The sequence below is a fragment of the Alteromonas sp. KUL42 genome (genome assembly GCF_006538325.1).
Lineage (GTDB): Bacteria > Pseudomonadota > Gammaproteobacteria > Enterobacterales > Alteromonadaceae > Alteromonas.
Window position 1 is genome coordinate 158,543 of the sequence record NZ_BJKK01000005.1, and the last position, 13,390, is coordinate 171,932.

The 13,390-nt window shown below is 43.6% G+C and carries 14 protein-coding genes; 4 read left to right on the plus strand and 10 right to left on the minus strand.

Translation table 11 applies throughout. From position 1 onward, the window contains the following. Nucleotides 1-42: 42 nt before the first annotated feature. Entirely contained in the window at nt 43-957 is a 915-nt protein-coding gene (locus tag EYR97_RS09495) for a bifunctional GNAT family N-acetyltransferase/hotdog fold thioesterase (protein WP_131093593.1), read from the plus strand. A 115-nt stretch (nt 958-1,072) separates the two neighbouring features. Here the strand turns inward: EYR97_RS09495 and rho are convergent, their stop codons facing one another. Then, nucleotides 1,073-2,338: a transcription termination factor Rho gene (gene rho / locus EYR97_RS09500; RefSeq protein WP_131093594.1), complete on the minus strand. Its 1,266-nt coding sequence runs from the start codon at nt 2,336-2,338 to the stop codon at nt 1,073-1,075. 269 nt (nt 2,339-2,607) lie between these two features. Further along, entirely contained in the window at nt 2,608-2,934 is a 327-nt protein-coding gene (gene trxA / locus EYR97_RS09505; protein ID WP_131093595.1) for a thioredoxin TrxA, read from the minus strand. A 100-nt stretch (nt 2,935-3,034) separates the two neighbouring features. On the opposite strand from trxA, the gene rhlB reads away from it, so the two are divergent. Both rhlB and EYR97_RS09515 read left to right on the plus strand, forming a co-directional pair. Beyond that, a complete protein-coding gene (gene rhlB, locus EYR97_RS09510; protein ID WP_131093596.1) occupies nt 3,035-4,321 on the plus strand; it encodes an ATP-dependent RNA helicase RhlB in 1,287 nt (428 codons plus the stop codon). Nucleotides 4,322-4,345: 24 nt separating this feature from the next. Then, nucleotides 4,346-5,857: a guanosine-5'-triphosphate,3'-diphosphate pyrophosphatase gene (locus EYR97_RS09515; RefSeq protein ID WP_131093597.1), complete on the plus strand. Its 1,512-nt coding sequence runs from the start codon at nt 4,346-4,348 to the stop codon at nt 5,855-5,857. 59 nt (nt 5,858-5,916) lie between these two features. Here EYR97_RS09515 and hemB read toward each other — a convergent pair whose 3' ends face one another. The 7 genes from hemB to tatA are packed head-to-tail and all read right to left on the minus strand — an operon-like array spanning nt 5,917 to nt 11,482. Next, complete coding sequence (hemB, locus tag EYR97_RS09520) at nt 5,917-6,924, minus strand: porphobilinogen synthase (RefSeq protein WP_131093598.1); 1,008 nt, start codon at nt 6,922-6,924, stop codon at nt 5,917-5,919. After that, nucleotides 6,921-8,816 (minus strand): diguanylate cyclase, encoded by a 1,896-nt coding sequence (locus EYR97_RS09525; protein WP_131093599.1) that lies wholly within the window; start codon nt 8,814-8,816, stop codon nt 6,921-6,923. Before EYR97_RS09525 ends, hemB begins: the two co-directional genes overlap by 4 nt. 6 nt (nt 8,817-8,822) lie before the next feature. Further along, nucleotides 8,823-9,605, minus strand: coding sequence for a TatD family hydrolase (locus tag EYR97_RS09530; RefSeq protein ID WP_131093600.1), 783 nt, complete (start codon nt 9,603-9,605; stop codon nt 8,823-8,825). A 13-nt stretch (nt 9,606-9,618) separates the two neighbouring features. Beyond that, nucleotides 9,619-10,161, minus strand: coding sequence for a hypothetical protein (locus EYR97_RS09535; RefSeq protein WP_131093601.1), 543 nt, complete (start codon nt 10,159-10,161; stop codon nt 9,619-9,621). 23 nt (nt 10,162-10,184) lie between these two features. Continuing rightward, nucleotides 10,185-10,943 carry a twin-arginine translocase subunit TatC gene (gene tatC, locus EYR97_RS09540; RefSeq protein ID WP_131093602.1) on the minus strand — a complete coding sequence of 253 codons (759 nt, stop codon included), beginning with the start codon at nt 10,941-10,943 and terminating at the stop codon, nt 10,185-10,187. After that, nucleotides 10,944-11,243: a Sec-independent protein translocase protein TatB gene (gene tatB / locus EYR97_RS09545; RefSeq protein ID WP_014948087.1), complete on the minus strand. Its 300-nt coding sequence runs from the start codon at nt 11,241-11,243 to the stop codon at nt 10,944-10,946. Then, nucleotides 11,243-11,482: a Sec-independent protein translocase subunit TatA gene (gene tatA, locus EYR97_RS09550; protein WP_131093603.1), complete on the minus strand. Its 240-nt coding sequence runs from the start codon at nt 11,480-11,482 to the stop codon at nt 11,243-11,245. Before tatA ends, tatB begins: the two co-directional genes overlap by 1 nt. 182 nt (nt 11,483-11,664) lie before the next feature. Between tatA and EYR97_RS09555 the strand changes: the two genes are divergently transcribed. Next, nucleotides 11,665-12,765, plus strand: a complete 1,101-nt coding sequence (locus tag EYR97_RS09555) for a hypothetical protein (protein WP_242634966.1) — start codon at nt 11,665-11,667, stop codon at nt 12,763-12,765. 345 nt (nt 12,766-13,110) lie between these two features. Here the strand turns inward: EYR97_RS09555 and EYR97_RS09565 are convergent, their stop codons facing one another. Further along, entirely contained in the window at nt 13,111-13,368 is a 258-nt protein-coding gene (locus EYR97_RS09565; protein WP_131093604.1) for a hypothetical protein, read from the minus strand. Nucleotides 13,369-13,390: the final 22 nt, after the last annotated feature.

Sequence of the window (13,390 nt, forward strand, 5' to 3'; positions counted from 1 at the left end):
CGTTTAAATACGCGTTCATTTTTATAAAAAGGTCGGTTTATTGTGTATAAGGTTGTAACGCCAAAGAGCGATGCCGAGTTTGATGCGTATTTTCAATTCCGCTGGGAACATTTACGCCAGCCGTGGAATTTCCCTCCTGGCTCAGAGAAAGACGAATACGAGCAAGTAGCTGAACACCGTATGATCACCAACCGCAATGGTGAAATCGTTGCTTGCGGTCGTGTGCATTTAAATACGGCAGAAGAAGCACAAATAAGACACATTGCTGTTCACTCAGATCATCATCGCAAAGGTTTGGGTCAGATGATCATGGCAGCCCTTGAAAACGTCGCCAAAGATCTTGGCGCTATTCGCGCGGTAACCAACAGCCGAGAAATTTCTATCGACTTTTTCAGTTCATGTGGCTTTGAAGTGGAGCGTGAAGCGCCGAATGAGTTGGGCATGTTAAAACGCCAACAAATGGTAAAGAAATTCACTGAGAACAATACACTTGTGCTTCATCCAAAATGGTGCAAACAGCTACAACAAACGTGGTCAGAAACCATACCCATCACTGAACATATGGGGATTAAATTATACCAATATTCGGGGCGCACATTAGAAACTCGCGCTTCGCTCAATAAGAATATCAATATACACGGCACCATGTTTGCTGGCAGTATTTTTTCTCTCGCCACCCTTACTGGTTGGGGGATGATTTACTTGCAATTGAAAGAGCGCGGCTTAGACGGTGATATCGTTCTTGGCGACGGCAATATTCATTATCACAAGCCCATTACCATGAAACCACGGGCTATATGCAATATTGAAACCCTATCCGGTAAATTTACGCCCTTGGACAACGGCAAAAAAGCAAGGTTTGAACTTAGCGTTGCTATTCTAGATGGAGATACTGCGGTAGCTGAATTCGAAGGCATATTTTGGGTTTTACCACCAAAAAGTGAAAGCGATAGCTAACTAACCGCACTGTTAAATGTGCTTAACTTCTAAAACTCTGATTTATTACGCTCAAAAGCCTACAAAAAAAAGCGCCGACTGGCGCTTTTCTTACTCATGAGTAAAGCTATTATGCTTAGCTCTTTTGTCTACGCATAGCGTCAAAGAATTCGTCATTGGTTTTCGTCATAGCAAGCTTGCTGATAAGGAAGTCCATTGCATCGATTTCTGACATCTCATGAACGATTTTACGCAAGATCCACATTTTCTGTAGCTCATCTTGTGCAGTTAACAATTCTTCACGACGAGTACCAGAACGATTAAAGTCGATAGCTGGGAATACACGTTTTTCCGCAATCTTGCGATTAAGGTGCAATTCCATGTTACCTGTGCCTTTGAACTCTTCGTAGATAACTTCATCCATTTTCGAGCCAGTATCAATAAGCGCTGTCGCGATAATAGTTAAACTACCACCTTCTTCAACGTTTCGAGCAGCACCAAAGAAGCGTTTAGGCTTATGTAATGCGTTGGCATCAACACCACCAGTGAGTACTTTACCCGATGAAGGAATTACCGTGTTATAGGCACGCGCAAGACGTGTAATTGAATCAAGAAGAATAACAACATCTTTCTTGTGTTCTACTAAGCGCTTAGCCTTTTCAATAACCATTTCGGCTACTTGTACGTGACGGCTAGCCGGCTCATCAAACGTTGAAGCCACAACTTCGCCTTGCACAAGACGGTGCATTTCCGTTACTTCTTCTGGACGCTCGTCAATAAGTAATACCATTAATTCACACTCAGGGTGATTGGCAGCAATAGACTGAGCAATGTTTTGTAGAAGAAGGGTTTTACCCGCTTTTGGCGGCGCTACAATCAAGCCACGCTGACCTTTACCAATGGGTGATGCTAGGTCGAGTACGCGAGCTGTAATATCTTCTGTCGAACCATTACCGCGCTCCATACGCAAGCGATCTGCTGCGTGAAGCGGTGTGAGGTTTTCAAAGAGAATCTTGTTGCGAGAGTTTTCCGGTTTATCGAAGTTTACTTCGCGAATTTTTAACAGGGCAAAATAACGTTCACTGTCTTTCGGAGGACGAATTTTTCCAGCAATGGTATCACCGGTGCGCAAGTTAAAACGGCGAATTTGACTTGGTGATACGTAAATATCATCAGGCCCTGCAAGATACGAAGAGTCAGCTGAGCGCAAAAAGCCGAAACCGTCCTGTAAAATTTCTAATACCCCATCCCCAAAAATGTCTTCACCGCTTTTCGCGTGAGTTTTTAGGATTGAGAAAATGATGTCTTGTTTTCTGGCTCGCGCCATATTTTCCAGGCCCATTTCCTCGGCCAGGGCAACCAACTCGCTGATTGGTTTATTCTTTAATTCAGTTAAATTCATACTGGTGGGTCTTTGTGCTTGAACTTCGCTTACAGGACTTAATTGTCACTCTGTTCTAGTTTAGATTTGATATCACCCTGATATGGGTGTAAGCAGAATGCTGCTCGGATGAGCGCTGAAGAAACGTTAGCACTATATTTAACCAACGTCCAGCATTTTGCTGTCGAAATGTTAAAAATTTTAATGCAGTTTTTCTTAAAAGTTTAGATTAGCCTGTAAAAACAAGAGGCTAGCTCACAATAAAAAGCCAGCCTCACCGTTATCACAACTTATAGGTTGTCGTTTAAGAACTCGGTAAGTTGAGTCTTAGATAACGCACCTACTTTAGTTGCAGCAACATTACCATTTTTGAAAAGTAGTAACGTTGGAATGCCACGAATACCATATTTAGGTGGAGTTTCGTTATTTTCATCGACATTCAACTTGCCAACTGTTAACTTGCCTTCAAACTCGTTCGCAACTTCTTCTAAGATAGGTGCGATCATTTTACAGGGGCCACACCATTCGGCCCAGAAGTCAACCAGTACAGGACCTTCAGCATTGATAACATCTGCTTCGAATTTATCGTCAGATAACTGGATAATTTTGTCGCTCATTCTTTTCTCCATTATTGGTCACTTGCTGATTTGTCTCAGCTCGACCATAAGTGTTATATAGAAACTGTTTTTTAATGCAAGCACATATAAGCTATAAGCTATGCCTACTCACTTAACTGATACTCATTTTTCTGACCTGCCTATAAACGGCAAGGTTGTTGACGCCTTGACGGCAGCTAATTTTTCACATTGTACACCAATTCAAGCATTGGCACTGCCCCCTTTGTTGGAAGGCCTCGATATTGCAGGCCAAGCCCAAACGGGTACAGGCAAAACCATTGCTTTTTTGGTGGCTACATTTCACTATTTGCTAAGCAAAGCAGAAAATACAAATAACAGCAAATCAATTGGTCCGCGCGCAATTATTATGGCGCCGACCAGAGAGCTAGCCGTTCAAATCTATAACGACGCCAAACTGCTTAGTGAGCATACTGGTTTGTCGCTTGGTTTGATTTATGGGGGCGAAGGTTACGAAAGTCAACGCGAAACCTTAGAAGAAGGGGTAGATATTATAATTGGTACGACAGGACGCATTCTGGATTACTACAAGCAGAATGTATTTTCACTGAATAATATTCAGGTTGCCGTACTTGATGAAGCCGACCGCATGTTTGACCTTGGCTTTATAAAAGATATTCGCTTCTTGTTCCGCAGAATGCCACCTGCCAGTCAACGTTTGAGTATGCTGTTCTCTGCTACTTTGAGCTATCGCGTTCAAGAATTGGCATACGAGCACATGAATAACCCTACGCATGTTCAAGTTGCACCAGAACAAACAACGGCTACGCGCGTAACCCAAGAGCTTTTCTATCCGTCTGACGACGACAAAATGCTTTTATTGTTAACCCTTCTTGAAGAAGAATGGCCAGAAAAAGCCATTGTTTTTGCTAACACTAAGAACAGTTGTGAGAAGGTGACCGATTGGCTTACTGCCGATGGCCACCGTGTAGGCTTACTTAGTGGTGATGTACCTCAGAAAAAGCGTTTAGGCATTCTAGAAGACTTTACCAAGGGTAACTTAGATATTTTAGTGGCCACAGATGTAGCAGCACGTGGGCTGCATATTGATGCGGTTACCCATGTATTTAACTATGATTTACCTGATGATGCCGAAGATTACGTGCATCGCATTGGTCGTACGGGTCGCGCTGGACAAAGTGGTGTTGCGATTAGTTTTGCGTGCGAGAAATACGCACTTAACTTACCAGCAATTGAGCAATACATTCAAAAGACGATACCGGTAACCGACTACGATCGCAGTGCTTTATTGGATGATGTAACGCCACCGAAACCACGTAGAAGACGCTCGCCTAACACGCGCAATTCATCTCGTAGAGGCAATAGTCGAGGTCGTGGTAAACCTCAACAGCGCAACCATAAGGCTTAGAGAATAGTAAGAAAAGAGTTATATATGCAGGCAGAACTTCAGCACAACCCTCAGAGCTACGGCGAGTATTATGCGGCGGTAGATTTGGGGTCCAACAGCTTCCACATGGTCATTGTGCATGTGGTTAACGGAAGTGTGCAAATTATAGGGAAAATAAAGCAAAAAGTGCGTTTAGCCGCCGGGTTAGACGAGGAGTTAGCACTTGATGAAGTCAGTATGGAACGCGGTTGGCAATGCCTGCAAGTCTTCTCTGAACGTTTACAAGATATTCCACCATCAAATATAAAAATTGTTGCCACAGCTACCTTGCGCCTGGCTACTAATGCACAGGTGTTTATCAAAAAAGCGGAAGAAATTCTAAACCATAAGCTCGAGGTCATTAGTGGTGAAGAAGAAGCGCGGCAAATTTATTTAGGTGTCGCTTACACGTCTGCGAATCAAGGTAATAGCCTTGTCATTGATATTGGTGGCGCCAGCACAGAGATCGTCATTGGTAACGACATGCAGCCAATCCATCTGAAAAGTTTGGACATGGGGTGTGTAACCTTCATGGAACGTTATTTTGAAGGCGGCAATATAACCCAACAAAACTTCGATAACGCCAAGGCTGCAGCTCATGCACTCATCGCTGACGTAGCAGACGCTTTTTTGTGTTTTGATTGGGAAAACTGTTTGGGCGCTTCAGGCACACCTCAAGCTATCACCGAAATTTTGGTGGCACAGGGTATAAGCGACGCCATACGACTCGACTATTTATACCACTTAGAAAAGCAATGTATTGAAGGTGAGAACATTAAATCGCTAAGCATTGATGGTTTAGACGATAGCCGCAAACCCATCTTCCCCTCAGGACTTGCCATTTTGATCAGTCTTTTTGAAGCCTTACATATTCAACATATGAATATTTCAGGCGGCGCTCTGCGCGAAGGGCTCATCTACGGTATGTTGGACAATATTCGAGAAAATGACCGGCGCCAGCAGACCCTAAACCAGGCCAAATATCGCTATCATATTGATGGAAATCACGCCAACAATGTACAGCAAGTTGCACTAGCACTATGTCATCAATTATGTGCTCAGCAAAATATCTGTCATTTAGATACTGAAACTATTTTAGGCGCTGCAGCACAGCTGCATGAAATTGGCCTTCACATTGAGTATAAACGTCACCATGAGCACGGCGAGTATATTTTAAGCCACATTGATTTACCCGGCTTCACGCGTCTTCAACGCGCAGCTATTCGCGACTTAGTGGCTCAACATCGTTTAGCTATCAACAATGCGACATTTGATAAGTATCACCAAGATTACCGACCTATGTTGCAAGGTTTATTACGCGTGCTCCGCATTGCTGTTGTACTTTGTTTACGACGTCAAAATAAACATATACCTGAAGTAAGCTTGGCATGCGATGGAAGCAATTGGGTCTTGTCTTTTCCAGAAGGTTGGCTCAAAGCCCATCCTTTGATCAATGCAGAGCTTGCCAATGAATGCTGGCTTCAGCACAAAGCGGGCTGTGAGCTGATCTGTCAATAACAAAAGAGCCTGTTGGCCCTTTTGTTATTCACTAGCTGCTTGTTGATAAAGCTACGTTTTTATCCCTGCTTTTTAGAAAGCAGGGCTGCCGCTTGTGGAGCAAAATAAGTCAAAATGCCATCGGCACCTGCGCGTTTGAACGCCAACAATGACTCTAGAATAACCGCCTCTTCGTTCAGCCATCCATTGGCGAAAGCTGCTTGATGCATAGCGTATTCCCCACTGACTTGATAAGCGAATGTTGGCACTTTAAAGGTTTCTTTACAACGACGAACAACATCTAAGTAAGGCATACCAGGTTTCACCATGACCATGTCAGCGCCTTCTTCAATATCCAATGCAATCTCATGCAGAGCTTCGTCGGTGTTTGCTGGGTCCATTTGGTACGTTTTCTTATTACCGCCTTTGATATTTGCTGCCGAGCCCACGGCGTCTCTAAAGGGACCATAATAAGCAGACGCGTATTTGGCGGAGTAAGCCATGATACATGTATTGATATGGCCCGCTTCTTCTAACGCCTTGCGGATACTACCAATACGACCGTCCATCATATCTGACGGCGCTACAATATCCGCTCCGGCTTCAGCATGTGAGAGCGCTTGTTTGATGAGCACTTCCACCGTTTCGTCATTCATTACATAACCATTCTCGTCAATCAAGCCGTCTTGACCATGAGAGGTAAAAGGGTCTAGTGCAATATCAGACATCAACATTACTTCAGGAAAGGCCTTTTTAAGTGCTCGCATTGCCTGCTGTGCCAACCCTTCAGGATTAAAAGCTTCACTGGCACAATCCGTTTTTAGTGACATTGGCGTTACAGGAAAAAGCGCCAGCGTGCGAATACCTAATGCTACCCATTTGGCGGCTTCTTCTATCAATAAATCAATTGATAAGCGTTCTACGCCCGGCATGGATGGTACCGACTCCCTTGCATTACTACCTGGTAGCACAAACACTGGGTAGATAAGATCATCTGTGGTTAGTGTGTGCTCTGCCACAAGCCCTCTCAAAGCGTCTTGAGCTCGTAGTCTGCGCATTCTGCGCAAAGGGAAAGAAGATGATGTCATGATTTTTCCTGTAAATATTGGTATTTCACTTTATTCCTACCCTCTGCTTTCGCTTCATACAGCAATTCATCAGCAAAGCGGAATAATACGTGGGCGTGCTCTTCATCGCGAATAATGGTGGTTGATACACCCGCGCTTGCGGTTATCGTGATGGTTTCACCATGATGAACAAATGGCGTATTCTCCAACGTGTCACGCATTGATTCCAAAACATGAAACGCCCCCTCCAAATCGGTATTAGGCAATATAATGGCAAACTCTTCCCCCCCAATACGACATAAGTCATCTGTTGGTCGTTGAATAAGTTTTTGGAAAACCCGTGTTACGTGAATGAGACAAGCATCTCCACCATCATGACCGTATTTGTCGTTGACTTGCTTGAAATAATCAACGTCGATAATAGCAAGTGATAACGGCGTTTGCTCACGACGACTACGGCGCCCTTCTGAACGAAGGCGTTTATCAAAATGACGGCGGTTATGAACGCCTGTTAGTGGGTCTACTGCATTAAGCCGCTCTAGCTCCTGGTTAACCTCTGAGAGTTCTCGCAAAGTAATTTCTAGTTCTAACGTCCGCTCTTCTACCTTGTACTCCAAGTCGTCCTGATATCGCTTCTGTACCTCCAGCAAATTTTCTTTTGCTATGTTGGCTTGCTTCTCCTGCTCAAGCGCAAATTGTTGTGCTGAAATGAGGTCGTCTCTGCTATGGCTGTAGTTTACTGCTAAGATCAGTGCAAGGATTAGCGTTTCAACCGCCCCACCAATAATTAACAAATTGTTGGAAGATATGGGTAGGTCAACAAGGTTCACGTTATCCAAGCTTGCGCTAAGCCCACTTATCAATAAGAAAGCCCAAGCAATGGTAAAATAACGCGCTACTACTACACCACGGGTGATCAGCCAAATGCCCAATCCCAATGTAAATAACACAATTGCGCTGAGCAAAAGTAAAAACGCTTTTATCATGAAGTAGTAAGGCAAGAACAAACAAGCGACCATGCTTATTCCGCAAACCCAACCAATGCCTTGCGCTATTTTATCAAGTGTAACGCTATGTTGCTTAATGGGCAGTAAGCTACGGGTAAACATAGCTGCAAATAAAATGGTGGCATTAGAAAAAAGCAAAATAGATTTACTTTGAAACCACACATTATCCGCCCACAAATAGCTATAACCATATCCATGTAACGCGGATAACGACAAGACGAGACTTAAAACATAACCCGTGTAATACATAAACGATGCATGTCGTGCCGCGACTGTAAGAAACGCGTTGCTTACGCCCATTGCCAACAGAAAACCAAAGAAAATGCCAAGGGCAAGATTACGGCTTGATGTATATGTTATAAATTCTCGCTCTTCCCAGATTCGAATGGGTAACCTGACCGTGCCAGAGGTTTGTACGCGTATAAATATCCTCTGAGATTCAGTGCTTTGAGGCAATGGAAAAATCGGTTTTACATGCTGCAGCGGTCTTTCACTAAGAGGCTGGTTATCGCCACCTGAATAAGTAACTATTGGCGTACTACCGATACTTCGATATACCCCAACATCTAAAAAGTCGATAAGTGGATAATCGATATGTAACAGTGTTCGACTCTCTTTGTTTTTGGAGGGCGATACCACCAACGAGAACCAGTAAACATCGGTATGCATACCCAAATTAACAGGTGATGATACGGCAGTCCATTTTCCTGCGGGTACTTGAGTAACAGAATTGAAATCAAGAGTAGATTCGTCTTCAACTAAATATTTGAGCTGTGAATGTCGAGGCGCAGTTGTCGCTTCAGGAGAGAGCGTAATAAGCACAAATATGAACGCGACTACCGCCACAATAGTGATAGCAACTAAGCCCACATCATAGCTGGAGACCGCTTTTAGTTTAATCCGCATAAAAACCTATACTCTTTCGAGTGAAAACAACCTGCATGTATTAGCATAACTGTAATTACGTAATTTATCAGTCTCTACATGCAGATACTCGCCTAATTGATTGGCAATATGCGGCAAAAATGCAGGCTCATTGTTGCGTTTACGCGGTCTTAAGGTTTTGGGGAATAAATAAGGCGCATCAGTTTCAAGAATAATTTTATCCAACGGAACCTGTTTTACAGCATCGCGAAGGGCTTCACCGCGCTTTTCATCACACACCCACCCAGTAATGCCGATATACAAACCTAACGACAAGTACTGTTTTACCTGTGTGCTATCGCCAGTAAAACAATGGGCGATACCACCTTTCAACGATGGCATATAGCGACCGAGCAGTGCTATCTGCTGCTCAAACGCGTCCCGTTCGTGTAAATACACTGGCAATTGTAGATCCGCAGCTAACTTAAGTTGCTCTTCAAATACGCGGAGTTGAACATCTTGAGGTGAAAAATTCCGGTTAAAATCAAGACCACATTCGCCAATGGCAACGCAGCCGGGCTGACGTGCTAACTGCCTGATTGTTTCATAATGGTCCAAGGTAACGTCTTTTGCATTATGAGGATGTACACCTATGGTATAGCAGCACTGTGAAGGATATTTGTTGTAAAGTGCTATAGCTGCATCCCATTCACTGGGATGCGTGGTGATGACACACAGTTTAGACACGCCAGCATCTGTGGCGCGCGCTACCACTTCATCAATTTCAAACCTACTGTCTAGTAGGTTGACACCTGCATCAAACCAAGCCATGTAATTACTAGACTTACTTGATACGCTTAACTTTCATACGTTTATTAAGGCCTTCAACACTTAAGAAAAATGCTCCTAATAAGCCTCTCTCTATACTTACGACCTGACCTTCCTCTATTTTTAGATAGGTTTCGTCAGTTTGCTGCCATACCGTACCATCTGCAAACGTGAGCACTTTTTTGCCTCTAACATTTTTAGAAATGTTTTTAATGGTCAGTGCAACCTCTGACGCCGCTTCAGATACATCGCGCTTGTGCTCTAAGCCAAATTCATTTTGCGGGTTTTGCGCATTCGTTGTACTGCCTGAAGAGGTGGTGTGCTGAGTTGGCTGCGCATTATTGTAGCGAGGTGTCAGGCCTGCCATTTGACTTAGCTGAGCATCAGCGCCTTCGTATTGATTCATCGCTTTTGCTACATTGTCATAACAGACTAAGCGCTTGAGACTATTATCTGTGTTGCGACATTTTTGTAGAGCCTCGCTAACAGTTTCAGCATGTGCAGAGAAAGCACCAATAGCAAAGAGCGTAGTTAGTAGAGGTACAACATATGATTTCATTTTTATTCCTTTCTAATTAACATCTATGTGTTATCAGTGCCAGGCGATCCACTTTCTTCAGTTTTTGGTGACTTGCCTGCATATAAACCGCCCACAATAACGCCTATTTCAAATAGCAACCACATAGGAATAGCTAAGAGCGTTTGTGAAATAACATCAGGCGGCGTAAGTAGCATGCCGACGACAAATGCACCTACTACCACATAAGGGCGCTTAGCGCGTAGTGACTTAGCATCAGTAACACCAGTCCAACACAATAAAATAATGGCAATGGGTATCTCAAATGAGACCCCAAAAGCAAAAAACAGTTTCAAGACGAAGTTAAGATAACTCGAAATATCTGTACTAACCGTTACCCCTTCAGGTGCCACACTTGTGAAAAACGCGAACGCAAGTGGAAATACCACGAAATAGGCAAAGGCCATTCCTGCGTAAAACAATAGCGTACTGGACAGTAGCAAAGGTGCCACTAAGCGTTTTTCATTGCGGTAAAGCCCTGGTGCAACAAAGCCCCAAACCTGATAAAGCACATAGGGAATAGCAATAAAAAATGACAATACCAAGGTGAGCTTAAACGGCGCAAAAAACGGTGAGGCAACATCCGTTGCAATCATTGTCGCGTTTTCTGGTAATGCCTCAAGCAGTGGCATAGCGAGTAATCGATACAAATCTTGTGCAAAGGCAGCTAAGCACAAGAAGACAATTAGCACACTTAACAATGCTTTGAGTATACGACTGCGCAATTCAATTAAGTGGGAAATAAGGTTATTGGCGTCTGACATCTATTGCTTTTTATATGGTTCTTGAACTGATTCTGCTGCTTTTTTAAGTTCATCAACACTCTGTTCAAGTTCGGGTGAAAGATCTTTGAGCCCTTGTTGCTCTGCTTTTTTAAGGTTTTCATGCAATTCATGCACGCGTAACTGATGCTCAACTTCTTGCTTAAAGCCCGTTGCTACATTGCGTACACTGCGAATTGTATTAATGGTTGAACGCATAGCACCGGGTAATCGCTCTGGCCCTAAAATAAGTAGCGCCAGAACACCGATAACTAATAGCTCCCAAAAGCCGATATCGAACATTAGGATTTTTCTTTAACGTCGCTCTGAGTATTCGCTGAAACTGATTCAGCGCCTTTTTTCTCTTCTACCTGCTTTTTCTGGTCGAAATCGGCGTCTTTGTCTTCTTCATTAACGGCTTTCTTAAAACCCTTTATCGCACCACCTAAGTCTGTACCGATACCTTTAAGACGTTTTGTACCGAAAAGTAAAACAACAATTACCAGAATGATCAGCAGCTGCCAAACACTAATACCACCCATAAAATTAATCTCCCTTACAACAATGGGCACAGTATGCCATTGCCTGACGTTCCTTTCACCTGAATATTTAAAGCTTGGAATAATGATTGATCTTTTCGCTACTTAGTTTCATGCTCTTTATTGTGACAATGTGTTTATGATGAACTTGTTTTTATGCTTTTTGCACAAGGAGTTAGTCAACTGTGCTTGGTTTTGCTGTACGTTATTACCCACTATTAACCGCCTTGTCTTTGGGGCTGACAGGAAGTGCGTTAGCGGCAAGTACGCCACAATGTACGACCAATGGTAACCAATATGTTGACCCATCTATTTCAAGTCATCTTGAAGAAAACAAGCCCGATGATGAACTGTCACCCAATCACAATATAGAGCGTTCTCAACTAACAGAAGATACCCGTTCTAAAGATACGTCTTCGCATGAGCATGCGAACAATGCTTGGTTTGATATCTGGCAGCGCAGTTTCACAGATTCAATGGATTTTACCGTTAAGCAATTTGACGGCTTATTTAGGGAAGATGACACTAGATATCCACAAGGCGAGCGTGCACGGGCGGAAGGCCGAATTCAACTAGCCTGGGAGCCAAGGACCAGAGAACTTTCAGATACGGACGTGCGCTTTCGAATACGGATACGATTGCCTGCACTAGAAGACCGTGTAGATTTATTGCTTAGTGACAATGATGACGACACGCAAGACAACACAATTAGGGCGGCACGTAACACAACCAGTAACGACAGAGATCGCACCACTATTGCACTGCGTTTTAGGCCTGAACAAAACTCGCATTACTCTTTTAGAGTGGGAGCGGGGCGACGTGATCAGTTATATGTGCGTGCTCGCTACCGCGATGCACTTGCCTTCACAAACAAGTGGGCAATGTTGTACGACAGTGAAATTTATTACTATTCAAGAGATAGACTAGGCGCTGAAGCAGGAGTTGCCTTTCAGTATGATGTAAGCAAAAACATGTTATTGCGCCAAAACAACCGATTTTACTATAGAGACAATACCAATGATTGGCTTTGGCGGCACGAGATTCATCACCTTTATGCGATTGATGAACACAATGCACTTATTCCACACGTTATGGTTGAAGGGCTTAGCCAACCTAATTATCGCGTTGAAGAAGTCTATACCGGGCTGCGGTGGCGCAATAACACATTGCGCCACTGGCTCTATTTCGATGTAGAACCCTTTGTGCTGTGGCAACGAAATGAAGACTTCAAGGCTTCATATGGTATAGCACTCCGCGTTGAGGCTTATTACGGAAAAGATACCTGAGTGGTATTTTGCACTGCAATTTCAGTTCAGATATCAAGCCATGTAGCTGGGCATGGCTTGATATCTAAATTTACCCTGATGAGACACAGTTAACTAACCAAGAGCGGCTAATAAATTACAAAGGGCACCTTGCTGTAACCACAATAATTGGTCCCTTCTATTTTGGATTCTTTGGACCTTTTCAATACGTGATGATTGCCCTGCGCTTCCCAATGCACTTCGTCTTTCTCGTCACATAATTGCGCTGATTGCTTGCGCCACATGCCTTGAGTACTTGGTGCATTTTGCGCCAACGTTATTGCTAAACTATCTTTAGCCTTGGTATTAAGGTTAACTGACAATTTATTATTTTGAATGCGCCCTTGTACCCCCGCTGGTAAAAAACTTCACTTCACCAGCTATAACCTGAGAAGTTGCTTTCCCATTGTAAGTTAACTCTTCTCGCCCTTGCGTCATATCCGCAATAAAGACACCGCCTTTTCCAACAACCTTAAACTCCATTTCACTGGCCTTTGGCGCTGACGATACAACGAGTGCCGTTGTCTCATCCACGCCAAAACCAAATAGCTGTCTACTGTGTGCAGTTGCAGCAATCAGTCTCACTTCCCTATCGCGCTCAGAAAAG

Coding starts and splice junctions, on each gene's coding strand:
- rho (WP_131093594.1), bottom strand. CDS start 2,338: ATGAATTTAACTGAATTAAAGAATAAACCAATCAGCGAGTTGGTTGCC.
- trxA (WP_131093595.1), bottom strand. CDS start 2,934: ATGAGCGACAAAATTATCCAGTTATCTGACGATAAATTCGAAGCAGAT.
- rhlB (WP_131093596.1), top strand. CDS start 3,035: ATGCCTACTCACTTAACTGATACTCATTTTTCTGACCTGCCTATAAAC.
- EYR97_RS09515 (WP_131093597.1), top strand. CDS start 4,346: ATGCAGGCAGAACTTCAGCACAACCCTCAGAGCTACGGCGAGTATTAT.
- hemB (WP_131093598.1), bottom strand. CDS start 6,924: ATGACATCATCTTCTTTCCCTTTGCGCAGAATGCGCAGACTACGAGCT.
- EYR97_RS09525 (WP_131093599.1), bottom strand. CDS start 8,816: ATGCGGATTAAACTAAAAGCGGTCTCCAGCTATGATGTGGGCTTAGTT.
- EYR97_RS09530 (WP_131093600.1), bottom strand. CDS start 9,605: ATGGCTTGGTTTGATGCAGGTGTCAACCTACTAGACAGTAGGTTTGAA.
- EYR97_RS09535 (WP_131093601.1), bottom strand. CDS start 10,161: ATGAAATCATATGTTGTACCTCTACTAACTACGCTCTTTGCTATTGGT.
- tatC (WP_131093602.1), bottom strand. CDS start 10,943: ATGTCAGACGCCAATAACCTTATTTCCCACTTAATTGAATTGCGCAGT.
- tatB (WP_014948087.1), bottom strand. CDS start 11,243: ATGTTCGATATCGGCTTTTGGGAGCTATTAGTTATCGGTGTTCTGGCG.
- tatA (WP_131093603.1), bottom strand. CDS start 11,482: ATGGGTGGTATTAGTGTTTGGCAGCTGCTGATCATTCTGGTAATTGTT.